This window comes from Streptomyces sp. NPDC016677, assembly GCF_055562815.1.
In genome coordinates, this window is the sequence record NZ_JBVHEO010000017.1 from 113,925 (window position 1) to 137,300 (window position 23,376).

The 23,376-nt window shown below is 75.1% G+C and carries 16 protein-coding genes; 4 read left to right on the forward strand and 12 right to left on the reverse strand.

The genetic code is table 11. The features are described 5' to 3' along the window. Positions 1 to 6: 6 nt before the first annotated feature. The 6 genes from ACZ3IG_RS31270 to ACZ3IG_RS31295 form a co-directional block, all read right to left on the reverse strand. The gene (locus tag ACZ3IG_RS31270; protein ID WP_467436270.1) at positions 7 to 429 is read right to left on the reverse strand and encodes a phage tail protein; all 423 of its coding nucleotides are present in this window, start codon (positions 427 to 429) and stop codon (positions 7 to 9) included. Positions 430 to 480: 51 nt separating this feature from the next. Then, the gene (locus ACZ3IG_RS31275; protein ID WP_467436272.1) at positions 481 to 4,083 is read right to left on the reverse strand and encodes a hypothetical protein; all 3,603 of its coding nucleotides are present in this window, start codon (positions 4,081 to 4,083) and stop codon (positions 481 to 483) included. A gap of 98 nt (positions 4,084 to 4,181) precedes the next feature. Further along, positions 4,182 to 4,340, reverse strand: coding sequence for a DUF6760 family protein (locus tag ACZ3IG_RS31280; RefSeq protein ID WP_215173255.1), 159 nt, complete (start codon positions 4,338 to 4,340; stop codon positions 4,182 to 4,184). Further along, positions 4,337 to 4,849 (reverse strand): hypothetical protein, encoded by a 513-nt coding sequence (locus tag ACZ3IG_RS31285; protein WP_467436275.1) that lies wholly within the window; start codon positions 4,847 to 4,849, stop codon positions 4,337 to 4,339. The genes ACZ3IG_RS31280 and ACZ3IG_RS31285 overlap by 4 nt, the downstream gene beginning before the upstream one ends. Further along, positions 4,849 to 5,298 carry a phage tail protein gene (locus ACZ3IG_RS31290; protein ID WP_215173251.1) on the reverse strand — a complete coding sequence of 150 codons (450 nt, stop codon included), beginning with the start codon at positions 5,296 to 5,298 and terminating at the stop codon, positions 4,849 to 4,851. Before ACZ3IG_RS31290 ends, ACZ3IG_RS31285 begins: the two co-directional genes overlap by 1 nt. A 55-nt stretch (positions 5,299 to 5,353) precedes the next feature. Continuing rightward, complete coding sequence (locus ACZ3IG_RS31295) at positions 5,354 to 6,949, reverse strand: phage tail sheath subtilisin-like domain-containing protein (RefSeq protein ID WP_467436277.1); 1,596 nt, start codon at positions 6,947 to 6,949, stop codon at positions 5,354 to 5,356. Between the two features lie 305 nt (positions 6,950 to 7,254). Here ACZ3IG_RS31295 and ACZ3IG_RS31300 point away from each other — a divergent pair, with 305 nt between their 5' ends. From ACZ3IG_RS31300 to ACZ3IG_RS31310, 3 genes are all read left to right on the forward strand, one after another. Continuing rightward, positions 7,255 to 10,119: a hypothetical protein gene (locus ACZ3IG_RS31300; protein ID WP_467436278.1), complete on the forward strand. Its 2,865-nt coding sequence runs from the start codon at positions 7,255 to 7,257 to the stop codon at positions 10,117 to 10,119. 127 nt (positions 10,120 to 10,246) lie between these two features. Then, positions 10,247 to 10,858 carry an eCIS core domain-containing protein gene (locus ACZ3IG_RS31305; RefSeq protein WP_467436280.1) on the forward strand — a complete coding sequence of 204 codons (612 nt, stop codon included), beginning with the start codon at positions 10,247 to 10,249 and terminating at the stop codon, positions 10,856 to 10,858. A 495-nt stretch (positions 10,859 to 11,353) separates the two neighbouring features. Beyond that, a complete protein-coding gene (locus ACZ3IG_RS31310; protein WP_467436281.1) occupies positions 11,354 to 12,793 on the forward strand; it encodes an RICIN domain-containing protein in 1,440 nt (479 codons plus the stop codon). A gap of 1 nt (position 12,794) precedes the next feature. On the opposite strand, the gene ACZ3IG_RS31315 is transcribed toward ACZ3IG_RS31310, so the two are convergent. From ACZ3IG_RS31315 to ACZ3IG_RS31325, 3 genes are all read right to left on the reverse strand, one after another. Further along, positions 12,795 to 14,873 carry an AAA family ATPase gene (locus ACZ3IG_RS31315; protein ID WP_467436282.1) on the reverse strand — a complete coding sequence of 693 codons (2,079 nt, stop codon included), beginning with the start codon at positions 14,871 to 14,873 and terminating at the stop codon, positions 12,795 to 12,797. Next, positions 14,870 to 15,577: a Pvc16 family protein gene (locus tag ACZ3IG_RS31320; protein ID WP_467436284.1), complete on the reverse strand. Its 708-nt coding sequence runs from the start codon at positions 15,575 to 15,577 to the stop codon at positions 14,870 to 14,872. The genes ACZ3IG_RS31315 and ACZ3IG_RS31320 overlap by 4 nt, the downstream gene beginning before the upstream one ends. Positions 15,578 to 15,732: 155 nt before the next feature. Continuing rightward, positions 15,733 to 16,398, reverse strand: coding sequence for a helix-turn-helix transcriptional regulator (locus ACZ3IG_RS31325; protein ID WP_467436285.1), 666 nt, complete (start codon positions 16,396 to 16,398; stop codon positions 15,733 to 15,735). A 324-nt stretch (positions 16,399 to 16,722) separates the two neighbouring features. On the opposite strand from ACZ3IG_RS31325, the gene ACZ3IG_RS31330 reads away from it, so the two are divergent. Further along, positions 16,723 to 19,869 (forward strand): helix-turn-helix transcriptional regulator, encoded by a 3,147-nt coding sequence (locus tag ACZ3IG_RS31330; RefSeq protein ID WP_467436287.1) that lies wholly within the window; start codon positions 16,723 to 16,725, stop codon positions 19,867 to 19,869. A 12-nt stretch (positions 19,870 to 19,881) separates the two neighbouring features. Here the strand turns inward: ACZ3IG_RS31330 and ACZ3IG_RS31335 are convergent, their stop codons facing one another. From ACZ3IG_RS31335 to ACZ3IG_RS31345, 3 genes are read right to left on the reverse strand one after another with little or no spacing between them, the layout of a single operon-like run. Continuing rightward, entirely contained in the window at positions 19,882 to 20,805 is a 924-nt protein-coding gene (locus tag ACZ3IG_RS31335; RefSeq protein WP_467436288.1) for an aminoglycoside phosphotransferase family protein, read from the reverse strand. Between the two features lie 9 nt (positions 20,806 to 20,814). Beyond that, positions 20,815 to 22,338, reverse strand: a complete 1,524-nt coding sequence (locus tag ACZ3IG_RS31340; protein WP_467436290.1) for an MFS transporter — start codon at positions 22,336 to 22,338, stop codon at positions 20,815 to 20,817. A gap of 55 nt (positions 22,339 to 22,393) precedes the next feature. Continuing rightward, the gene (locus tag ACZ3IG_RS31345; RefSeq protein WP_467436291.1) at positions 22,394 to 23,374 is read right to left on the reverse strand and encodes a zinc-binding dehydrogenase; all 981 of its coding nucleotides are present in this window, start codon (positions 23,372 to 23,374) and stop codon (positions 22,394 to 22,396) included. Between the last annotated feature and the right edge of the window lie 2 nt (positions 23,375 to 23,376).

The window sequence follows — 23,376 nt, forward strand, 5'->3', positions numbered from 1 at the left end:
GGCTTTTCAGTCGGTGAAGCCGTGGTGGGCGATCTCCAGGACCTCCGTGGCGACGGCCGGGTTGCCGGCGTCGAAGGACGGTCCCTGCCAGCTGACCGGCAGCACGTCGAGCAGCCCCCAGCGGGCGACCTCCGAACCGTCCGCGCGCCGGGCCACGATCGTGGCGGTGGGCCGCTTGATGCCGGTCTGTACGGAGGAGATCCACTTGGCGACCTTCGTGGTGTCCGGGGTGAGCGGACGGGTCAGCCGGATGTTGGAGAAGGTCACGCGGGTCGGCAGCTGCCAGACGAAGCCGTTGTTGCCGCCCTCCTGGCGCTGCTCGACCTCGACCTGGGACGACAGGCCGTCGCACCCGTTCCAGTAGCCCAGGCTCTGGCCGTCGATCGAGAGGGAGAACCAGATGGTGGAACCCGGGTCCTGGCGGGGCATCGGGGGTCGGCCTTTCTGTCGGAGGCGTCGGGGGCGGTCGGGGCGGGGACGTCAGCGGCGGTCGTCGCGGAGTCGGCCGATCCGTTCACGGTCCATCCGCAGTTCGGTGCGGACCAGACGGGTCACGCGGCCGATGATCCGGTTCACGAGTTCGTCGAGCTGGGGGTCGGTCAGCTCCTTCGGGTTCCACGCGGGTGCCGGCACCCGGGCGGACGCGGCCGTCGGCGAGGGCCGGGCGGCCTGGGCGGTGGGCGCGGGGGTGTAGGGCGGTGGCGGGTCCTCGGGGCCGTTGCCGTGGTGTCCTTCGTGCCCGTGCTGTCCGTGCTGTCCGTGGGTGTTCTGGTGCGGCTGCAACCGGCCCAGCGTGGCGGAGACGGTGGCCGCCGCGGCGGCGGCGAGCGCGCTGGTGGCCGACCGTGCCGGGGCGCGCTGCACGGAGGCCGCCTCGGTCCCGGAGGCCGCGGCGGGCCGCGGCAGCGGGGCGGGCGGTGCCGTGGGGGGCGGGGTGAGGGAGGCGACGGGGAGCGGGGTGGCGGGGCCGGCGGGGCTCGTGCGGCCCGCGGGACCCGAGGGGCTCTGGGAGGCGCGCAGGGGTACGGGGGTGGGGGCGGTGTCCAGGGGGACGCGCTGGACGCTGGGGGCCGGGGCCGGGGTGTGGGCCGGGGTGGCCGTCGGGAGCGGGGCCGGGGCGGGCAGCGCGGGGGGCGGCGGAGACGACAGGGAGGTCGTGACCACCGGGACGGCAGGGGTGGCCGAGGTGGCCGAGGCGGCCGAGGCGGTCGAGGGCGCGTCGGACCGGCGGGACTGGGGGCCGAAGGCGACGGGCAGCACGGCGCGCTGCACGGCGGGTGCGGTGCTCGCGGTCCGGGGCGTGGGGGCGACGGCCCGCTGGACGGGGGCCACGACGGGGACGGGCGCGGGTGCGGGAGCCGGGGCGTGCCCGGACTCGACGGCGCGCTGGACGCGGGGCTCGCCGGGCGCGGCGGACGCGACCGGCAGGGCCGGCGGCCCGGCGGGGGTCGCGTGCCGCACCGGGGGAGCGGAGGGCTCGTCGGCGGTGGGCGCCGGTGCGGGCGCGGCCGGGGGCGAGGACAGCGGCAGACGCTGTACGGCGGGTCCGGTGGGCGTGGCGGCGGGGGTGCCCGTGCCCGCCGAGGCGGAGCGGGGTGCCGGGGCCGAGGGGGAGGCAGGCGGGCCGGCCGGGGAGGCGGGCAGGGGGGCGCCGAGTCCTGGACGGCGGGCGGGCGCCGGGGCGGCGGCGGCCCGCTGGACCGGCAGGTGCCCGGCGGACGCCTCGGCGGCGGACTGCCGTACCGGGGACTTCGGCGGGGTGGGCCGGGGCGTCGTGCCGGACGAGGGTGCCGTCGGCGCCGTGGCGCGCTGCACCTGGCCGGGAACGGGCGGCGCGGGACGCGTGGGCTCGACCGGGAGGGCGGGCGGCACGTCGGGGCGGGCGGCGTCCGAGGCGAGGCGCTGGACGGCGGGCGCGGGGTCCGACGGGACGGACGGTGCCGGTCCGGAGGCGGTGGGCGCCGCCGGGGCCGGCACGGGCGTGGCGGAGGGCGCCGCAGAGGCGGACGCGGGGCGCTTGTGCTCGACCGGGAGGGCGGGCGGGGCGTCGGTGCGGGCGGTGTCCGGGGTACGGCGCTGGACGGCGGGCGCGGGAGCCGGCGTGCCGGGCGCGGCCGGTGCCGACGGGGGCGTACTCGGGCGGGCCGGCTGGGCCGCGGCCGGGGTGGCCTGCCGCTGGACCGGGGAGGCCGCGGGCGCGGTGGGGGCGGACTGCGGCACCGACGGCGTGGCGGTACCGGGGGTGCTCGGGCTCCGGCTCGGCTGCGCCGGGTCACCGGTCGCGGTCCTGCGCTGGACCGCGGGCGGCGTGTCCCGGTCCGGAGCGCCGGCGCCCTTCGAGGCGATCGGCAGGGCGGGCGGCACCGGGGTGGCGGACGTCCGGCGCTGGACGGGGGGCGGCGTGGCGGCGCTGGACGTCCCGGTGGCGGGGGAGGCGCCGCCGGCGGCCGCGTCGCGCGCGGGGGCCGGCCGGGCGGGCTGCGCGGGCTCGGCCGTCCGGCGCTGCACGGCGGGCGGGCCGGCCGGGGAGGTGGCCGCGGGACGGTCCGGCCGCGCCGGGGCGGCGCTCGGCGTGTCGGCGGCGGGCGCGGGAGCCGGACGGCTCGGCTGCGCGGGTTCGGCCGTACGGCGCTGGACCGCGGGCGGCGTGTCCCGGTCCGGAGCGCCGGCGCCCTTCGAGGCGATCGGCAGGCCGGGCGGTACGGGGTCGCCGCTCGTCCGGCGCTGGACGGCGGGCGCCGGGGTGGTGTCGGCGGCACCGGCGCCGCGCGCGGGCGGTGCCGGCTCGCCGGCCGGCAGGGGCCGTACGGCGGGCGGGGTCGCGGCGCTGTCCGGACCCGGTGCGGGCGCCGGCCGGTCGGGCCGCACCGGGTCGGCGCTCTGCCGCTGGACGGCGGGCCGGGCGGTGCCGGAGGCGCTCGCGTCGCGCACGGGGTCCGCCGCGCGCGGGGCCGACGGTGCGGTGTCGGTGGCCCGGCGCTGGACGGCGGGTGCCGGGGCGGTAGCGGAGGGGCTCGCGGGGGCGGACGTACGGCCCGGCGTGGCGGCCGGTGCCGACGGCGGCGTGGCCGCGGAGGAAGCGGAGGGCGTCACCGGGCTGCCGAGCGCGCCGCGCGGCGCCGGGCCGGCGGTGTCGCGGGTGACGGCCCGCTGGATCGGCAGGGCGGCCTCGGACGGCGCGGCGGCACGGCCGGGCGTGGCGGCCGGCGGGGACGCGGGTACGGAGGATGCGGGCGCGGGCGCGGGCGCGGGTGAGGGGGACGTGGGCGCGGGGGAGACGGACGTACCGCCTCCCCCGCCGTCACCGTCCGTCGGCCGTGACGCGGTGGCAGGGCTCTCGCCCGACGGCGCGGACTCCCGGCGCGTCGTGGGCAGTGACCTGCGCTGTACGGCCGGTGCCGCGACCGGCGCCTTGACCAGGGGAAGCCGCGGGACGGCCGGTGCCGGCGGCGCGGCGGTCACGCGGACGCCGCGCTGCGGGACCGGGGCCGGCGCCGGCGGCAGCACCGGGGTCACCGGAACCGGGGGCACGGAGGCGGCGGCCGGCCCGGAGGACGTGGCCGCCCGCTGGACGGCCGGTCCACCGCCCGCCGCCGGTGCGGACGCGGACGGCGCGGCCGACGAGGACGGCACCGAGGACGCCGACGGCGTGGCGGACGCCGCCGGCACCGGTCCTCCGGCCTCCCCCACGGCAGCCGTCGGGTCCGTCTCCGGAACCGCCCGCAGCGGTACCACCGGCACGCGCTGCACCGCCGGGCCGCCCGCCGAGGCGATGGCCGGGGGCAGTGGGCGCGCCGGCCGTTCCAGGCCGGTGACCGGGGCGCCCGCGCCGCCGACCGCCGACGTGGGCGGCAGCAGACGGTGCGGAGAGGTGTCCAGGACGCCGACGGTCACGGGCTCCGCGAACGACGGGTTCTGCCAGGTCGGCAGGCGTCCGCCGAACCGGTTGTCGGCGACCCCGGGGGGACCGGCCGCCGCGGACCGCTGGATCGGCGGCAGCGCCGACCACGCGGCCCGCACCACCGGCCCCGGCCCCGGCGCGGGGGCCGCGGCCGGGGCCGGCGCGGGGGTCGCCTCGGACACCGGCGCCGGTTCTGCCGCCGCCGGTGTCCCCGTCGGTGTCGCGGCCGTGGCGGCGGGACGCTCGCCCCGGCTCCGCAAACGGTCCAGGAAGCCCACGTCTAGCCCTCCGCCTCGGCGCGCGTCACGAAGGACGCGATCTGTTCCGTGTACTGGCGGCGGTCATGGTGTTCCAGGTCCAGGATCGCCTCCAGGCTCCAGTGGAAGTGGTAGGCGACGTACGCGATCTCCTCCTGCAGCCGGTCGGTCGCGTACGTCACGATTCCCCCAGGCGGCTCCCGCCGAGTTCCACCTCGAAGGGCTCGGAGCAGTGCGGGCACTCCACCGCCGCCCGGGTGTGGCCCTCGGCGTTGATCTGGCGGTAGAAGTCCTGGAGGAACGCCAGGTCGGAGGCGAACATGCTCTCCACGATCCCGTCGTGCACCGACGGCAGCGTACCCAGCTGGGTGATGACCCGGCCGAGCAGGACGACCGACAGGTACGCCGGGTTCTGCTGGACGCGGACGTCGCGCAGCGGCACGAGTTCGTCCCGTGCCGTCGACAGGCGCATCACACCCTTGCGGTGCACCGTGCCGTTGTCGTCCACGTAGCCGCGGGGCAGTTCGAAGGGAAACTCGGTACGCAGCGTCTGCCGCGAGGCCACGTCCGCCGGCGGCGCGGCGGCGGGAGCCGGAGAGGTGACCTCCGCTCCCGCCGCCGCGGACCGGTCGGCCGCGGGCGCCTCGGCAACCCTGCTCGCACTTGGCGCGCCGACAGCCGAACGCCGCATTACTCGACGACCAGTTCTTCGAACACGATGGTCACGGTCTCGGTGAGCGGATTGGTGTCACCCGCCTTCAGCGTGCCCATCACGATCTTGCTGCACCAGGCGTTGCGCAGGTTCCAGCGCCTGACCGGGCTGTCCTCGTAGTCCATCAGGATGATCGAGGCGTTCTTGCGGGCGGTGGCCATCCGGCCGTTCAGGGAGTCGTCGATCCACTGGGTGAACGCGGGCGACATGCTCGCGCCGCGTTCGACCTGGACCTGCCCGTCCTTGGCCACGCCCGGCATCAGGGTGACGTTGTTGCGGCCGGTCGCGCCCGCGTTCTGCTGGTACTTGATGACGTCCTGCTCGACCTGGAGGCCGCTGACCGAGTTGAGGTACTCGACCATCACACCGTCGATCTGGAGACCGAAATTCGGTGCTACGAGGACATCTTCTTCTTTGGGGAGAGCCATGGGTTCGCTGTCCTTCTAGGAAAAGTGGGGGAGGGGCCGCGGGAACGCGGCGCGCCTACTCCTCCAGCTCGCCACTGCCGCTGGAGAACTGGGCCAGCCGGAAGATGACGAACTCGGCGGGCTTGACCGGCGCGATGCCGATCTCGCAGATGACCCGGCCGAGGTCGACGGACTCCGGTGGGTTGGTCTCCTCGTCGCACTTGACGTAGAAGGCCTGCTCGGGGCTCTGTCCGAAGAGGGCGCCGTTGCGCCACTCGTTGACCAGGAACGCCGAGACGTTGCGCCGGATGCGGGCCCAGAGGTTGTGGTCGTTCGGCTCGAAGACCACCCACTGGGTGCCGATCAGGATCGACTCCTCCAGGTAGTTGAAGTACCGGCGGATGTTCAGGTAGCGCCACGCCGGGTCGGAGGAGAGGGTGCGGGCACCCCAGACGCGGATGCCGCGGCCCGGGAAGGAGCGGATGCAGTTGACGCCGATCGGGTTGAGCAGGTCCTGCTCGCCGCGGGTGATCTGCAGCTCCAGGTCGACGGCGCCGCGGATGACCTCGTTGGCGGGGGCCTTGTGCACACCGCGCTCGAAGTCGTTGCGGGCCCAGATGCCGGCCATGTGACCGCTCGGCGGGACCAGGCGGGCCTGGCCGGTGGCCGGGTCGAAGGACTTGATCCAGGGGTAGTACAGGGCGGCGTACTTGGAGTCGTAACCGGCCGTCTCCTGGCGCCAGACGCGGATCTGGCGGGCGTTGAGTCCCGGCGGCGGGTCGATGATGGCGACGCGGTCGCCCATCAGCTCGGCGTGGGCGATCATGCCGAGCTGGACGGCCTTGACGGCCTCCAGGTCGATGGCGCCGGCCTGGTAGGCGGCCATCAGGTCGGGCACCGCGACCATGGAGATCTCGTCGATCGCCTCCAGACCACCGAAGCCGGTGCGGTCGGAGCTGTCGCCGAGGTACTGGGCGGGTCCGGGCTGGGCGATCTCGTCCGGGACCTGCTCGACGGGGGCGGCCGGGGCGGGCGGCGTGGCCAGGGTCACCGTCTGGTTCTCCGGACGGGCCAGCTGCGCGGCCGGGGCGGCCTCGGTGACGGTGATGAGCTTGGAGCGCTCCTTCACCTGGGTGACGACGTAGGAGCGGTTGCCCTTCTTGGCGCTCACGTCGAACGTCTCGACCGGCTTCTCGCCGTCCTTGACGATCAGCTTGAAGCGCTCGGCGGGGCCCTCGCCCTCGGGGTCGGCGACCTCGACGGTGAGCGGGCCGTGCTGGCCGGCCGTCGTTGCCGTCACGGCGAAGGTGCCGAGCTGCTTGGGCTCGGCGGCGGGCAGCGCGGCCGGGGCGGCGGAGCCGTTCACGGCGGCGGGGGAAGCGGTGGCGCCCGCGCCGGCGCCATCGGCGGAGCCGCCGACGCGTACGACGTACGCGGCCGAACCGCCGTTGTTGAAGAAGCCGTAGACGGAGTGCGCGAGGTAGTAGCCGTCGGTGAAGTCACCGAAGGACGCGACGTACTGCGTCCAGTTGGTCACCAGCGTCGGCTCGTTGAGGGGCCCGGTGGGCGCGAGCCCGACGAAGGCCGCCACGGACGTGCCCACTCCCTCGATCGGGCGCGAGCCGCTGGCCACCTCCTCGACGTAGACGCCGGGCGACAGGTAGGACGGCATGCTCTGCTCTCCTCGGGGTACGAGACAGGACGCCCCTCAGCCTCACGCGCGCGTTGCCCCTGTCGAAACGGCCTCTGGTGCCGGACCGGGGGCATCTTGACTGCCCTGGATCGTGCCCGTTGGGGCAAAATCCTGGTTTTCCCCTGGCGGCGGCCCGCCGTTTCTGTTTGAACAGCACTTGTTGGGTGTCAGTTCGCCAGGATGTCATCTCGTGGTCACGCCCCTGACCGGGGTACGCCGTCCCGCCGCACCGGGCGCGGTGCTGCGTGCTCCCGAACGGTGACGGACGTCAGGAGGGGCTGTCCGTGTCGGACCGCTTGTACGAACCGCACGCTCGTCGCACGAACCCGGCCGTTCCGGTACGGCCCGGCCCCTGGGCGGTGCACCGCCCGCTCGCCTCCTTGCAGGCCAGCGCCGGGAACAGGGCCGTCGCCAGGGCGATCCAGCGCGCGACCGCCACGCAGGAGGAGACCGCGGGCCCGAGCCGGCAGGCCGGGCCCTCGGAGGCTCGGGACGAGAACTCGGGGGACAAGGGCTCTGGGAAGAAGGATTCCGAGAACAAGGACGCGGGAAACAAGGACGCGGGAAACAAGAACCCCGAGGACAAGGGCTCCGCGGAAGAGGCGAAGCAGCTCAAGGCCGGCGTCTCGGACGCGGCACGGGAGCGGGCGGAGGCCGAGGCCGAGGTGTGGGACCGGACCGCGGAGGCGGCCGCGGCGCGTGGCCGGGCGACCGAGGCCGACGGCCGGGCCACCACGTCGAGGAACGAGGCCGAGGACGCGAGGCGGAAGCGGGACCAGGCCGTCGACGAGGAACGTGAGTGGACGCGGAAGGCCGACGACGCCCAGCAGCGGCGCGAGGAGGCCGAACGCGACGTACGGACACGGAACGACGCCGAGACCGACGCGGCCCAGCAGGAGGCGGCGGCGCGGCAGCGGGCCGACGAGGCCAGGGCCGAGGTGAGCAGGTGCCAGGCCGAGGCCGAGGAGGCGGAGCAGGCGGCGACCGAGGCCAAGGAGAAGGCGGAGAGGTACCGCAAGGAGGCCGAGGAGGCGGAGAAGGCCGCGGCCGAGGCCAAGGAGAAGGCGGAGACCTGTCAGGAGCAGGCCGACGACTTGGCGCGGAAGGCCGAGCGGGCCGAGGCCGAGGTGCGGGAACGGGCGCGGGCCGAGGCCGAGGTGCGGAAGCAGGCCGAGCAGGCCGCGCGACAGGCGCTGGCCGAGGCGCAGGCCGCTGACGTGGCAGCGCGAGAAGCCGTGGCGCGGGCGGCCGAGGACGAGGCGACGGCGGCGCAGCGGACGGACATGGCCCGGACCGCGGACGAGGAGCGGGAGAAGGCCGACAGCACGGTGAAGAAGTGCGCCGAGGCCCTGTCGGACGCCCACCGCCGCTCCGAACGCGCCGATGCCACGATGCGGGAGCGGACCGAGAAACTGGCGGTCGCGACGCGGCAGCGTCAGGAGGCGGAAGGCGAGCTGAAGGCGCGGACATCCGTCGAGGCCGAGGCGCGGGGCAAGGCGGAGCGGGCCGGGGACGCGTGGAGGGAGCACGAGAGGACCCGGGCCGAGGCGGAGGAGAAGGCGCGCACGGCCGGTGCGCAGGCGGAGGGCCATTGGCGGGCGGCCCGGGACGCGCAGCACCGGGCGGCCGCCGCGGCGCGCCGGCAGTTGGCGGCGGGAGACACCGAGACCTCGGCACGGACGGCTCTGGCCACGGCGAAGAAGGAGGCGGCCGAAGCGGCCGAACAGGCCGCGCAGTCGCAGGAGGCCGCGCGGCCCGACACCGGCAAGAAGGGCGTGAGGGAACGGATCAAGCAACTCCCCGCCAAGATCAAGGGAGTGCTCGACGTGCCCGACACGCTGAACCTCCGCATCACCTCGCCCGTCGGAGGAGGCGTCCGGACCGAAGCCACGCGGGACCACGACACCGCGAAACTGGTCGGGACCGCGCAGCAGGGGCAGTTCGAGTCGGGCATGAACGCCGTGGCGACCGGCTTCAACCTCACGACGGACCTCCAGGGGCTCGCGGCCGGGCTCAAGAAGCACGGCGGAACAGGACCGGATTCCCATCAGGCGAGGAAGGACGTGCGGGGGAAGTCCGCCGGCGCGGCCACGAACGTCACCATGGGGGTCGGCGACGTGTCGAAGATCGTCGACAACGCGGTGCGGAACGGGGGCACCACGGGCGGGCTGGCGGCTCTCGGGCACGTCTCCAGCGATGCCACCGTGGTGTTCTCCACGGTCATCGCCGCCCGGGACGGCAAGGCCATCGCCAACGCCGTCGAGAAGCGCCGGAAGCTGGAGGCACGCCTGGAGAACGTGGAGCCCGCGCACGCGGGGAACCTCCAGGAGGTGCTCCACGGGCTGGGCGCGGCGAGTGCGAAGCTCGCGCGGCACAGTGCGAACACGGCAGTCCCGCACGAGGTCCCGAGCGAGGAGACGATCGCGGCCATCGGTGTGCATAGACGGGAGATCGACGACTACCGGAGCACGCTCCTGGCCCACCTCGCCTTCCTCAAGGACTACGCGGTGCGCAAGCAGAACCGGAAGATCTTCAAGCGCGGGGCCAACCTGGGCGGCAACGTGGTGCGCATCGCGGGAGCCACCCTGTCGATCGCGGCCCTCTCCGGGGCCACCCTCGGTATCGCCCCGGCGATCGTCGGGGGTCTGGGAGCCGGAGCCCTGGGTCTCATCGCCGCCTGGAAGGCAGGCCGGAAGGGCCGGAAGCGTGTCGAGGTGATGCGGCACCCCAAGAAGTGGGCACGGACCACTCTGGCGCAGGACGAGACCGAGAGCACCGAGGCCACCACCCCGAGCACCGTGAACGACACCCAGGGCGCAGAGAACGCCCAGGGCGGCTCGGTGGACGAGACCGGCGACCTCCGGTCGCGGGCCGCGGTCCTGGAGTTCCTGAAGGTGCTGAAATCCATCGAGCAGGGTGAGCGTCAGCGCATGGCGCAGGAGTTCTACGCGCTCGCGGCCGGGCCGGCCGTCCCGGCGAGCCGGCACGTTCCCCAGGACATCCGCGATCTGACGCGCGACATGCTCAGGGAACTCAAGTGCGGCCCCGACCAGCACAAGCAGAAGGAGAAGGAGTGGGAGGCGTCGCTCAACGATCCCGACTTGCAGAAGGAGTGGGAAGGGTCGATCGCCAAGCAGCTCGCCTCCTGAGCGGGCCGGCGCCGGTGAACCCTGCCCCGACGGCTGCCCTCATGGCCGTTGCGGCAGGGGATGCCGCGGGGGTAGACCTGTAGCAGCCCTATCTACGTGCCGGATACAGCATCCCCCAAGGAGCGTCGTGCGCGCACACGGAACACAGCCCGCCCGACAGGCCGGCGAGCAGAGCACGGCCGGTCGTCCCGGCGGCCCGGGCGGTACCGCAGCCCGGATGCTGTCCCTCCAGCGGCTGGCCGGGAACGCGGCGGTGACCCGGGCCGTCCAGCGGTCCCGGCACGAGCACGGCCCCGGGTGCGGCCACGCGGACCCGGAGCAGGACGTGCAGCGCAGGGTGGACCCGGGAGCACCTGACTTCGAGGGGCCGCGGGTGTCGGTGAACGACGCGATCAACACGCCCTACAGGTCGCTGCCGTCGCACATCCAGCGCACCGCGGAGCAGGTGTACGGGACGAGCTTCGGGCACGTCAAGGTGCATGACAACCCGGTGGCGCAGGAGTCCGCGAGGAACCAGCAGGCGGAGGCCTACACCACGGGCGAGCACATCGTCCTCCAGCGCTCGACCACGAGTGACGAGAACTTCTACCACGAGACCCACCACATCTGGCAGCAGTCCCAGGGCGCGGTGGCCGGCACCGACAACGGGTTCGGCGAGTCCGTCTCCAGTCCGGACCACTCCGAGGAGATCGAGGCCGCGCAGGTCGGCGCGCAGCTGGCCCGGGGTTTCCTCCCGTAGACGTCACTGCCCCGACAGGCAGTCCAAGCTGCCCCGGAGCCACTCCTTTCACCGAGGTTCGGGCCGAATCGGTGCCGACGACGGTGAAGGGGCGGTTCCGGGGCAAGCCGCGGTTCGCGGTGGACGACCTGGGCGATACGAAGGTGACGGCAAGGTGACGCCGCGGCCCGAGCAGACCATCCGGTCTCCTGGCCCCGGCGATCGCGTTCGTGCTGATCTGGATCGCCTACGAGCCGCAGGTGCGTGCGGCCGCTGCGCCGGTGGCGGGGACGGCGGCGGGGAGAAGAGGGCCGAGGAGCCGGAGCGGACCGCGACCACCGCGGTGAGGGAGACCGCCGCCCGCAGCGACGGCCGGCACCTCCCGAGCTCCGGCTCGAAAAACGGTCCGCCGCGCCGTGCGACCGGAACCGCCGTGCATCCCGGAGGGCCGCTGGGGCAAGCGGATCTGCCCGGCAGTCCCCTCCGTACGCCGGTACGACTCCGTATCGTCGTAGTGTGAGCCTTTGGACCTCTCTTGAGCCCGCTTCCGCCACCGTGGACCCCGGCAGCAGTACGCGCGTACGGCTGCGGGTGCGCAACACGGGTGACGTGGTCGATGAGTACCGGTTCGAGCCGGTCGGGGACCTGGCTCCGTGGACGGTGATCGAGCCGCCGACGATGCGTCTGTACCCGGGGACGACGGGGACGGTGGAACTCACCTTCTCCCCGCCCCGCACCCCCGACGCGGTGGCGGGTCCGAACCCGTACGGGGTGCGGATCACGCCGACGGAGCACCCGGACGCGGTGACGGTTCCCGAGGGGAACGTGACGATCACTCCGTTCACCGAGGTGCGGGCCGAGTTGGTGCCGACGACGGTGAAGGGGCGGTTCCGGGGCAAGCCGCGGCTCGCGGTGGACAACCTGGGCAATACGAAGGTGACGGCGTCGATCGCCGGCACCGACCAGGGCGATCACCTCTCCTATGACCTGCACCCGGCGAACGTGCAGATCGAGCCGGGGCGTGCGGCGTTCGTGAAGGGGACGCTGCGGCCCAAGCAGATCACCTGGTTCGGGTCGAAGGAGGACCGGCCGTACGCGCTCACCCTCCAGCGCTCGGGCGTGGATCCGCTGGAGGTTCCCGGCACGTTCGTCCAGCGGGGTTTCCTGCCGCGCTGGCTGGCGACTTTCCTGAGTGTCTTCCTGGCTCTGGCGATCGCGTTCGTGCTGATCTGGATCGCCTACAAGCCACAGGTGCGTACGGCTGCCACGGAGTTGACCGATGAGGCCGGTATCGCGCTGGCTCCGTCTCCGAGTGCGACCCAGGAGCTGGCCGCTCCCAGTGTGCCGGCCGAGTCGCCCGAGGCGGGAGCCGGGCAGCCGGAGTCCGGGGAGTCGCAGGACACGGGCGACGGTGGCGGCGGCGGTGGCGGTGGCGGCGGTGAGAAGAAGACCGAGGAGACGGAGGCGAGTGTCGTGCCCGCGCAGAACATCATGCTGCGCAACACCACCAGCGACATGTGCGCCGAACTTCCCGGACGGGAAGAGGGAACGACCGACGGGCCCACCCAGCAGGCCGTGTGCGCCGCGGGCGACCAGGACAACCAGATGTGGAACCTGGAAGTGCTGTACCCGAAGGACGGCCCCGGCGGGACGCCGCTCTTCCAGATCCGCAACACCAAGGACCAGTACTGCATGGACCTGCCGGACCACGGGCCGGCCGGCGCCGGCACGCCGGTCACCGAGTTCACCTGCGACAGCGTCGACAACACCGACAACCAGCTGTGGTGGGTCGAGAAGCAGGACAGCGGCGACTACTGGATCCGCAACGTCGCCAGCGACAACCTGTGCCTCGCCGTGGAGGGCACCGGAGGCGGCCTCTTCGCCAAGCTGGACATCTCCGAGTGCACCAACATCGGTGACGAGGAATGGAAGATCGTCAACCCGTCGGACGGGTGAGTCACCAGGCTCCCTCGCCGGGCACCAGGCGCCCCGCCTTGCGGTACTCGCGGCGGGCGCCTTCCAGCAGGTCGGCCGCCGTCACCGCGGAGCCGCGCCCGGCGGCGAGGTAGGCGGCGGTCACCACGGCGCTGCGGATCGAACCGCCCGCCAGCTCGAACTCCTTGGCCAGCGGGGCCACGTCGATGTTCTCGACGGTCGGTACGTGCTTCAGCCCGTGCCGCCACAGCGCGAGCCGCTGCTCGGGGTCCGGGAACGGGAAGTCGACGACCAGGTCGAGCCGGCGGGTGAACGCCTCGTCGATGTTGGCCCGCAGGTTGGTGGTGAGCAGCGCGATCCCGTCGAACGCCTCCAGGCGCTGGAGCAGGTAGGCGCTCTCCATGTTGGCGTACTTGTCGTGCGCGTCCTTGACCTCGCCGCGCTTGCCGAAGACCGCGTCCGCCTCGTCGAAGAGGAGCACGGCGTCGGTCCGGTCGGCCTCGGAGAAGATCCGCTCCAGGTTCTTCTCGGTCTCGCCGACGTACTTGTCCACGACCGAGGAGAGCTGGACGACGTAGAGGTCCAGGCCGAGGTCGGCCGCGACGACCTCCGCCGACAGGGTCTTGCCGGTGCCGGACTCGCCCGCGAACAGACCGAGGACGCCCCGGCCGCGTCCGCCGCCCGCGCTGAGCCGCCAGTCACCGAGGACCCGGTCGCGGTGGCGGGCGCGCAGCGCCAGTTCGCGCAGCTGGGTCAAGGGGCTCTCGGGCAGTACCAGGTCCCCCCAGTCCACGTCCGGGCGGATGCGCCGGGCGTGCTGTTCCAGGCCCGAGGCCGACTGCTGGCGGGCGGCGAGGCGCAGGTGGCCGGCGCCGACCGGGGCGCCGTCGAACGCTGCGAGCGCCCGCGCGGCCCGGGCGGCGCGCACCACACGCTCCCCGCCGAGGTGGTACGGGGCGACGGTGGCCGCCAGGTCCAGGCCGGGGTCGGTGCCGTCGGCGGGGCCGAGCGCCGCCGACCAGGTGTCCACCGCGCCCGCGCGCCGGGCGGGCGCCTCCAGGACCAGCGGGTCCCGCTCGCACCACTGGGGGTCGTAGGGGCCCTGCGAGACGATCAGGACCGGGACGTCCGGGGCGGCGGTCAGCGCACGCACCAGGGCCGCCGGCTTCTCCGGCAGCCCCGTCAGGACCACTGCCCGGCCGGTCAGCCGGGCCTCGCGCAGCAGGTCGGGGACGTGGTCCTCGGGGCCGGTGAAGTGCAGCGCCGGGACGCCCGCGGCGTGCAGGGCGGCGGCCACGCAGGCCAGGCCGTCGCCCTCGCGGCGTTCCCGGACGTAGGCGGTCAGCGGGGCGTCGGCGAGCAGCGCGGCCAGCCGGCGCACGAACACGGCGTCCGGTGCCTCGGCGCCGTCCTCGCCCTCGTCGTCGTACGGCACGACGGGCGACGTCAGGGGGCGGATGTGCCCGGCGAGCGCGGCGTCCGGGGTGTCGTCGCCCAGCAGATGGGACGCCAGCCGGTCGGGGACCCGCAGGGACCGGCTGAGGAAGGGGCGTTCGGGCTCCTCCAGCACCAGCAGGCCGAGCGCGGTCAGCGGCGCCGAGGGGTGCAGCCGGGCCCGGGCCGCCGCGTCGTGCACCGGCAGCCCGCACAGCTCCAGGGCGAGGGCGACGGTGGCGCGGCGGCGGCTGACGTCGTCGTTGAGGTAGCCGTACAGCGACTCGAAGGAGCGGTCCAGGTCCGGGGCGAGGGCGATGAGCAGGACGGCGGCGTCCGTGTCGGTGAGCCCGAGCCGGGCGGCCAGCGCGTCCAGCGGGTCGCCGGGCGCGGCCCGCTGGAGCGGCGGGGCCGCCGCCGGGGCCGGGCCGGGGGCGTCGGGGGTGGCCGGCGCGGCTGCCGCCGGGGCCGGGCCGAGACCGGCGGGGCGGGCCAGCAGGTGCCGTACCGCGTCCTCGGAGAGGTACAGGCCGCGCAGCGGGTCGTCGGCCGTGGGGTCGGCCGCCGCGCGGTGCTCGACCAGCGCGGCCACCCGTTCCCGCAGCCGGGCGAGCCGGTCCAGCAGAGCGGCCGGGGTGGGGGAGGCCGGCGGGGTGGGGAGGGTCATGACCGTTCGTCGTCCTGTTCCGCGATGTGCCGGGTGCGCCGCGCCCGTTTGGCCATCGTGACCTGCCGCGGCCGGTGGGCCCGTTCGTCCGTGAGGCGCTCGGTACGGTCGGCCCAGTCGGCTTCTCCGCTGTCGTAGGCCCGGACCCGCACCGCCGCGCCCTCGGTGACCGGCGGTCCGGCGTCGTACTCGCGGAAGGCCGGGAAGGGCGCGGTGATCACGACGTCCAGGGACGGCTTCAGCTCGCCGCCGAGCGCGGACCAGATCTCGGCCAGCGAACGGGCCTCCGTCTGGTGACCGGCCAGCACCACCTGGACCGTCAGGCCCAGCTCGCCCAGCGAACCGGGCAGCTGAGCGGGGAGGATCGTCTCGCGCGGGATCAGGGTGGCCATCACCGCGGACAGCAGCCGGTGTTCGTCGCGCGGCTGCTTGGTCCAGGCGGTGACCAGATAGGCCAGCCGGAACCAGCGGACCGGCGTACGGCGCTTGATCACGATGTCGTTCTCGTCGTGCACGGGGATCTGGCCGCGGTGGCGCCGGGAGAGGTCCTCGCGGATGTCGTACAGATAGGCGTTGAGGCCCGGTCCGTTGCGCCGGGCCGCCCAGTCACGGGTCGGGGCGTCAAAGGACACGTCGATGCCGGAACCGGCCAGTGTCCCACTACCGAGCAGGTCCTTGAGGACCTCGTCCACCTCGTGGATCACCGTCGTGCTCCTGCCTCGCCCGCTCGCTGTGCCGTTCCGTCACCCGGTCGCCGGACTCGATGGTGCCCGGCGGGCCGCCCGTACCGCACGCGCGGCGGGGACGGGGACCGGGCAGCGGATGCTGCCCGGGAGTCCGCCTTCGGTTGCCCGTTCGGTCAGATGTAGCCTTCCCTGAGGGCATAGGCCACGGCGTGCGCCCGGTTGCGCAGATGCAGGCGTGTGGTCAGGCCGTGCATCACGTTCTTGACCGTGCGTTCGGAGTAGGACAACTTGCTGGCGATCTCACCGGTGTCGAGTCCCTCGGCCACCAGCCGCAGTACGTCGACCTCGCGCGCCGCGAGGCCCAGGGCGGGCGAGCCGGCCCGGCCCGCCGCTCCCCGGTGCAGCGTGCCGACCTGGTTGATGAGCCGGCCGAGCAGATCCGAGGGCAGATCGCCGTCGCCCCTGGAGGCAGCGAGCACTGCCTGTACGAGACGGTGGTCGGTGGCCTCCCGGCGCCAGACGATGGCCCCGACGCCGCACTCGATGACGTCCAGCAGTTCGTTCTCGCGGATCGTGCCCACCACGAGCACGGCGTGGGCGCCCTCGCTGCGCACGAGCCGGCGCAGCCGGGTGAGCCCGGCGTCGTCGAGCGCGTCCTCGATCAGCAGGGCGACCGTGCCGGGGCCGGTCTCCTCGCGCAGCTCGATCTCCGGGTGCCGGCGCAGCTGGCTGATCGCGCCCTCGCGGCTGATCGGGTCCGGAGCGGTGACCGACACGGGTGTCCTGCGCCCGGTGCCGGCCGTGCGGCCGGTGTCTGTGGTCCGGGGTGAGTTGAGCAACCGTTTCCCCCAAGTTCACGTGTCCGCACGTCCGGTGAGGGGCGGAGGCGGATGGGCATGCTCCAGATTTCTGTGTCTGCCGTGACGCACGCAATCGTGGAGCACCACGAGGTACACCACGAGACCAGCCCGCAAACTCTCGGAGTCGCTCCGGAAAGGCCAACGTCACCGCAGGTCAGCGGTGTTCGCGGCCGTCCGGCGGTCTCCGGGCCGCCGGACGCGCACCGTGGTGAGCATCACTACGGCGATGCGGCGGCCACGCAACCCGAACCACTCCACTCCGTCCTACAGGCCGAGGCGCACCGTCCACCCCGGGAGGCAGCCATGTTCCGACCGCTGTGCGAACGCGACGACGCGCACGCGCTGATCGCGGCCGCGACCGAGCGCGCCCGCGCCGGCAACGGCCGCCTCGTCCTGCTGCGCGGCGCCACCGGCACCGGCCGCACCGCCGTCCTGGAGGCCGCGGCCGAGCACGCCGAGGCCCGCGGACTGAAGGTGCTACGAGTGCACTGTTCCCCGCAGGACAGCGACATACCCTTCTCGGCGGTCCGCGAATGCCTCAGCTACGTACCGGACTTCGCGGAACCGGACCCCGGCCGTGACGACCGGGAGACCGCCGTCCGGCTGTGGCGGTGCCTGTGCGCGTACGCCGCCGAGTCCCCGGTGATGGTCACCGTCGACGACGTCCACCTGGCCGACTCCGCCTCCCGGCGCTGGCTGGTGGAGGCGGCCCGCCGGGTCGGCCGTTTACCGATCCTGCTGGTCGCCACCGAACGCAGTCAGTACGACGTGGAACCGGGCCCGCCCGGACTCACGCACGCCCTGCCCTCCTCCCTGGTCAGCGTCCACACCCTCGCCCCGCTCGGCGACGTCGCCGCGGCGGCGCTGGCGCGTGCCGCGTTCCCGGCGGCCGGCCCCGACTGGACGGCGGAGTGCGTCCACGCCGGCGCGGGCAGCCCGCTGCTGCTGCGCGCCCTCCTGGACGACCTGGGCGGTACGGCGTCCGGGGGGCTGCCGCCGGCCGGCCCTCAGGGGGCGGTGGCCGGCGAGTTGCCGTCGGCCTGTGTGTGCGGGGCGGTGGCCGGAGAGTCGTCGTCGGCCTGTGTGTGCGGGGCGGTGGCCGGAGAGTCGTCGTCGGCCTGTGTGTGCGGGGCGGTGGCGGGAGAGTCGTCGTCGGCCGGTGTGCGGGGGATCGCGGCGGGGGAGTCGTCGTCGGCCGGTGTGGGCGGGGCCTGGGCCGCGGGGGCTCCGTCGGCCGGTGTGGGCGGGGCCTGGGCCGCGGGGGCTCCGTCGGCCGGTGTCCGGCGTGCCGCGGCCGGGGAGGCGGTCGCCGTCGGTCCCGGCGCCGTCCCCGCCCGGCAGGTGCCGCAGCCCGTGCCGGACAGCTGCGCCGCGCTGTATCCGGGCGCCTACCCGGCCGCCGTCTCCTGGTGGCTGGAGAACGCCGGGACGGCCACCGCCGAGGTGGCCCGGGCGCTGGCCACCCTGGAACAGGCCTGGACGACGGAGACCACCGAGGACCCGGCGGGCCTGCTCGCCGAGGCGACCGGCACCGACCCGGCCCGGGTCGCGGGCTGGCTCACCGCGATGACCCGGCTCGGCCTGCTGCGCCCCGACCCCGCCGGACGCCCCCGCTACGCCCACCCGCTGCTGCGCGACGCCGTGCTCACCGGCTGGCCCACCGCGCGGCGGGAACGGGCCCACCGGGTGGCGGCGGAGGCGATGCTGCGCCGCGGCGGCCGGGTCGAGGCGGTCGCCCGGCACCTGGTGCGCACCCCGGCCGTCGGCCTGCCCTGGGCGCTGCGCGTGCTGCGGGACGCGGTGACCGCCGCCGTCGACGAGTCCCGCCCCGAGGACGCCGTCGCCTATCTGCGCCGGGCCCTGGAGGAGCCGGTCGCCGACGACCTGCGCCAGCGCATGCTGACCGAGCTGGGCTCCCTGGAGTACGCCGCCGCCGACACCGCCTCGGCCATCGCCCGCCTCGGCGAGGCCCTGCACCTGCCGGCCGCCCCCCGCGACCGGGCACGCACCGCCATCGCCCTGGGCACCGCCCTGGCCGGCCGCGGCGAAACCGGTACCGCCCTGGGCGTACTGCGCCGCACCGAGGGCCACCTCACCGGGCACCCCGGCCTGGCCCGTACCGTGCGGACCGCCTCCGTGCTGCTGTCCGACCACGACCCCGCGCGCCGCCAGGACGCGTACCGCCTGCTGAGCGAGGCCGCCGCCCGCTCCCCGGAGACGGCCGGCACCGCCGGGCGGGCCCTGCTCGTCCGGTACGAGGCGACGGCCGGGCGGATCTCCGCCGACGAGGCGATGAAGCGGGTACGGGAGCTGCTCGCGGAACCCGGCGACCCGCTCTCCGAACCGTTCCTGCTGGGCACCGCCGCCACCGTCGCCCAGTGGGCCGACGAACTCGACGAGGCCGAACAGCTGGTGGAACGCGGCCTGGCCGGACAGCGCCTGTCCCTGCTGCACCCGATGCGGCACGCCCTGCTCGACACCCGCGCCGACATCGCCGCCGCCCGCGGCGACCACGCGGCGCTGCTCGCCCACCTCACCGACGGCACCGCGCGGCGCGCCCCGTGGGCCCGCGGCGCCCCCCTCAACACCGACGCGCACGCCCTGCTGGCCCTCGTGCACACCGACCGCCTGGAGGAGGCGCGCCGCTTCGCCGACGGCTTCGACCTGCGGGACGAGCCCGGCTCCTGGGAGCTGAACCGGTTCCTGTACGCGCGCGGCGCGCTGCGGGCCGCCACCGGCGACCACACGGGTGCCCTCCACGACTTCCTGGAGTGCGGACGCCGCCAGTCGGCCCGCGAGGTGTTCAGCCCCGTCGTCACCCCGTGGCGCACGGCGGTCGCCGAGTGCCGGATCGCCCTGGGCCGCACCCGGGAGGCGCTGGACATCGCCACGGAGGAACTGCGCCTGGCCCGGGTGTGGAACACGCCCCGCACGGTGGGCCGGGCGCTGCGGGTACTGGGCACCGCGACCGGCGGGCGGCACGGCCTGGAACTGACCGAGGAGGCGGTACGGGTCCTGCGGGACGCGCCGGCCGACACCGGCATGGAGCTGGCCGAGGCGCTGCTCGCCCGGGGCCGCCAGCTCATCGACGCGGGCGAACGGGTCCGCGCCCGCACCCTGCTGCGGGAGGCCGCCGAACGCGCCGAGGACAAGGGAGCCCTCAGGCTGCGCGCCCTGGCCTGGGCGGCCCTGCGCGACGGCGGCGCCCGCCGGACCGGCACCGACCGCACCGGCAGCGACGCCCTGACCGGCAGCGAACGCCGGATAGCGGAACTGGCGGCGGACGGCCGGACCAACGCGGAGATAGCCGACCTGCTGCACCTGGCCCGCCGCACCGTGGAGACCCACCTCACCAGCGCCTACCGCAAGCTGCGGATACGCCGCCGGGTGGAACTGCGCGCGGTGCTCGAACCCCAGTGCCAGGGTCAGGGCCGGGGACGCCGGGACTGAACCCGGCAGTGGTCATCCCCCTCCGTCCGTCCGCCCGCCCCCGGCGACGCCCGGACGACGGCGCACCAGACGGGCGACCTCCAGCCGCTCGGCCCCCGGCGGCTGCCCGCCCGCCACCTCCCACAGGACGGTCTGCAGCACCCGGCCCAGCGTCCAGGCCCGCGCCCGTTCCCGGTCCAGGCCCAGTACGCCGGTCAGCGCGTCGAACCGCCACCGCACCTCGCCGGGGTCGAAGCGGTCGACGAGCGCGGGCAGCAGCTCGAAACCCGGGTCGCCGGCCAGCGGCTTGGGGTCGATGGCGATCCAGTCCTCCCGGCCGGCGCCGAGGACGTTCCCGTAGTGCAGGTCCCAGTGCAGCAGCCGGTCCCCGGGCTCGTCCACGACCTCGCGTACGGCGGCGGCGCAGTCGCCGATGAGCCGGCGCAGCCGCGGATCGGGGACGCGGGTGAGGACGTGGGGCGTCCGCTCCAGCATGCCCCGCGCGATGTCCCCGAGCCGCCGCAGCCCGGACGGCGCGGGGAACGCCGTCAGCCGGTCCAGCAGCCGGGCGACGACGAGGACGGCCGCCCGGGAGTCCGCGACCCGGCCGAGCGTGCGGGCGGCGTCCAGCCGCTCCAGCAGCAGCGCGCCGCTGCCCGGGTCGTGCTCCAGCAGCCGTACCGCCCCGTGCCCGCCCCAGGCCCGCAGGGCGACCGGCTCCCCCTCGGTCTCCTCGTCGACGACCTGGAGCTTCAGCACGGCCGGCACCCCGTCCGCCCGTCGCACGACGGGCAGCGCGAGCGCGACGGCCCCGTGCATCGGGGGGCCGTCGACCCGGAGCCCCCACCGGTCCAGCCGGCCGGCCACCAGCGCGGGCAAGGCGTCGAGGAAGGCCCGCCCGGCCTGTCCGTGCCATCGGACCTGTGAGGCGGCGAAAGCGTCCGGAACGCGGAACACGGGGTGAGGTTACCGCCGGGGGCGTCCGTCGGCCGTCCGTTCCGCTGCCGCCGGGCCGGCCGGAGCACCGTGCCGGGGCGCCCGCGCCGTCACCAGCACCCCCGCGACCACCCCCGCCAGCAGCATCACCCCGGCCGCCACCCAGATGGCCACCGTGTAGCCGTGCACGATCCCCTCCCGCAGCACCGCCTCCCGCCGCGAGGGACCGGTCAGGTGCGCCGCGACGTACGACGCGCTGCTGGTCGTGGCGATGGTGTTGAGCAGGGCCGTCCCGATCGAACCCCCCACCTGCTGCGCGGTGTTCACCGTCGCCGACGTCACCCCGGCGTCCCGCGCGGCGATCCCCGCCGTGGCGGTCGCGAACACCGGCATGAAGGTCAGGCCCATGCCGAGCCCCATCAGGACCAGCGCCGGCAGGACCTCGGCGGCGTACTCCGAGCGCACGGTGATCCGCGTCAGGATCACCATCCCGCCCGCCGCCAGGATCATCCCCGGCACCATCAGCGCCCGCGGCGGCACGCGCTGGAGCAGCCTCGCGGAGATCTGCGTGGACCCGACGATGATCGCCGCGGTCAGCGGCAGGAACGCCAGCCCGGTCTTCAGCGGCGAGTAGCCCAGGACGACCTGGAGGTAGTACGTCATGAAGAGGAACAGGCCGAACATGCCGATGACCGCGAGCGCCATCGTCAGGAAGCAGCCCGCGCGGTCGCGGTCCCGCACGATGTGCAGCGGCAGCAGCGGGCTCGGCGCCCGGGTCTGCCACAGCACGAACGCCACGAGGAGTACGACGGCGGCGGCGAACAGCGCCAGCACCAGCGCGTCGGTCCAGCCCCGCGCCTCCGCCTCGCTGAAGCCGTGGACCAGCGCCACCAGGCCCCCGCAGCCCAGCAGCGCGCCGGGGACGTCGAGCCGGGCGTCCGCGCGCCCGGGGGGCCGGTCGTGGAGGAGGGCGAGGGCGCCCGGTACGGCCACGGCGGCGATGGGGATGTTGACGTACAGGCACCAGCGCCAGTTCAGGTACTCGGTGAGCACCCCGCCGACGATGAAGCCGATCGCGGAGCCGCTGCCCGCCAGCGCCCCGTAGATGCCGAACGCCTTGCCGCGTTCCCCGGGATCGGTGAACGTCGTCGTCAGCAGCGACAGCGCGGAGGGGGCCAGGACGGCGGCGAAGACGCCCTGGAGGGCGCGGGCCGCGAAGAGCATCCCCGGGCCGCCGGCCGCACCGCCGATCGCCGAGGCGACCGCGAACCCGATCAGCCCGGTCACAAAGCTCCGCTTGCGGCCGGCGAGGTCGGAGATCCGCCCGCCGAGCAGCAGCAGCCCGCCGAAGGCGAGGGTGTAGGCGGTGATCACCCATTGCCGGTTGCCGTCCGACATGCCCAGGTCGCGCTGGGCGGAGGGCAGCGCGATGTTCACGATCGTCGCGTCGAGGACGACCATCAGCTGGGCCAGCGCGATCACGACCAGGGCCCACCAGCGCCGGGCACCGGTGGCCGAGCGGACGGCTTCCTCACCTGTCCGGGCGGGAGTCACCCGGACAGGACACCATGGATCGGGGCGTTCCGCACCCAGGCGCCGGCGGCGTGGGTCAGGGTTCCAGAACCACCTTCCCCACCGTCCCCCGCGTCTCCAGCGCCCGGTGCGCCGCGGCGGCCTCGGCGAGCGGGAACCGCTGGACGGTCGGGCGCAGCCGCCCTTCGGCGGCCTCGGCGAGGGCGTGCAGTTCCAGGGTGCGCACCGGGTCGGGACCGCCCGCCCGCGCCAGCATCGCCGGGCCCAGCACCTGCTCGGAGACCCCTTCGACGAGGTAGGGCCCGCCGTCGCGTATCCCCTCCCCGGACCAGCCGAAGACGAGGTGCCTGCCGCCCGGCCCGAGCAGCGCGACCGCCTCGCGGGCCACGTCGCCGCCGACCCCGTCGAAGACCACGGTGGCCGCCCGGCCGCCGAGGTGGGAGCGGACCTCGGCGGGCCAGTGGGGCAGCGTGTAGTCGACGGCGAGCGAGGCGCCGTTCGCCGCCACCCGGGCCACCTTCTCCGGGCCGCCCGCCAGTCCGATCACCGTGGCGCCGGCGTGCCGCGCGTACTGGGTGAGCAGGGTGCCGATGCCGCCCGCGGCGGCCGGGATCACGGCCACCGACTCCGGGCCCAGCTCGGCGAACCGCACGATCCCCATCGCCGTACGGCCCGTGCCGATCATGGCGACGGCCTCGGCGAAGTCCAGCCGGTCCGGGATCTCGTGCGGGCGGTTCGCGTCGGCCACGGCCAGCTCGGCGTACCCGCCGGGCGCGAACCCGAGGTGCGCGACGACCCGCCTGCCCACCCACTCCGCCGCCACCCCGTCCCCCACCGCGTCGACCACGCCCGCGACCTCGCGGCCGGGCACGGTGGGCAGTACGGGCAGGGCGGGTGCCGGGCCCCGCTCGCCCTCGCGCAGGGCGGTGTCCAGCAGATGGACGCCCGCGGCGCGTACGGCGATCCTGACCTGGCCGGGACCCGGCTCGGGGTCCGGAACCCGCTCGTAGGTGAGGTTCTCGGCCGGGCCGAAGGCGTGCAGACGGATGGCGTGCATGG

What these genes read in the sequence shown, in the direction of transcription:
- ACZ3IG_RS31345 (WP_467436291.1), bottom strand. Translation starts at nt 23,374, where the DNA reads ATGCACGCCATCCGTCTGCACGCCTTCGGCCCGGCCGAGAACCTCACC.
- ACZ3IG_RS31315 (WP_467436282.1), bottom strand. Translation starts at nt 14,873, where the DNA reads ATGACCCTCCCCACCCCGCCGGCCTCCCCCACCCCGGCCGCTCTGCTG.
- ACZ3IG_RS31285 (WP_467436275.1), bottom strand. Translation starts at nt 4,849, where the DNA reads ATGCGGCGTTCGGCTGTCGGCGCGCCAAGTGCGAGCAGGGTTGCCGAG.
- ACZ3IG_RS31290 (WP_215173251.1), bottom strand. Translation starts at nt 5,298, where the DNA reads ATGGCTCTCCCCAAAGAAGAAGATGTCCTCGTAGCACCGAATTTCGGT.
- ACZ3IG_RS31330 (WP_467436287.1), top strand. Translation starts at nt 16,723, where the DNA reads ATGTTCCGACCGCTGTGCGAACGCGACGACGCGCACGCGCTGATCGCG.
- ACZ3IG_RS31295 (WP_467436277.1), bottom strand. Translation starts at nt 6,949, where the DNA reads ATGCCGTCCTACCTGTCGCCCGGCGTCTACGTCGAGGAGGTGGCCAGC.
- ACZ3IG_RS31270 (WP_467436270.1), bottom strand. Translation starts at nt 429, where the DNA reads ATGCCCCGCCAGGACCCGGGTTCCACCATCTGGTTCTCCCTCTCGATC.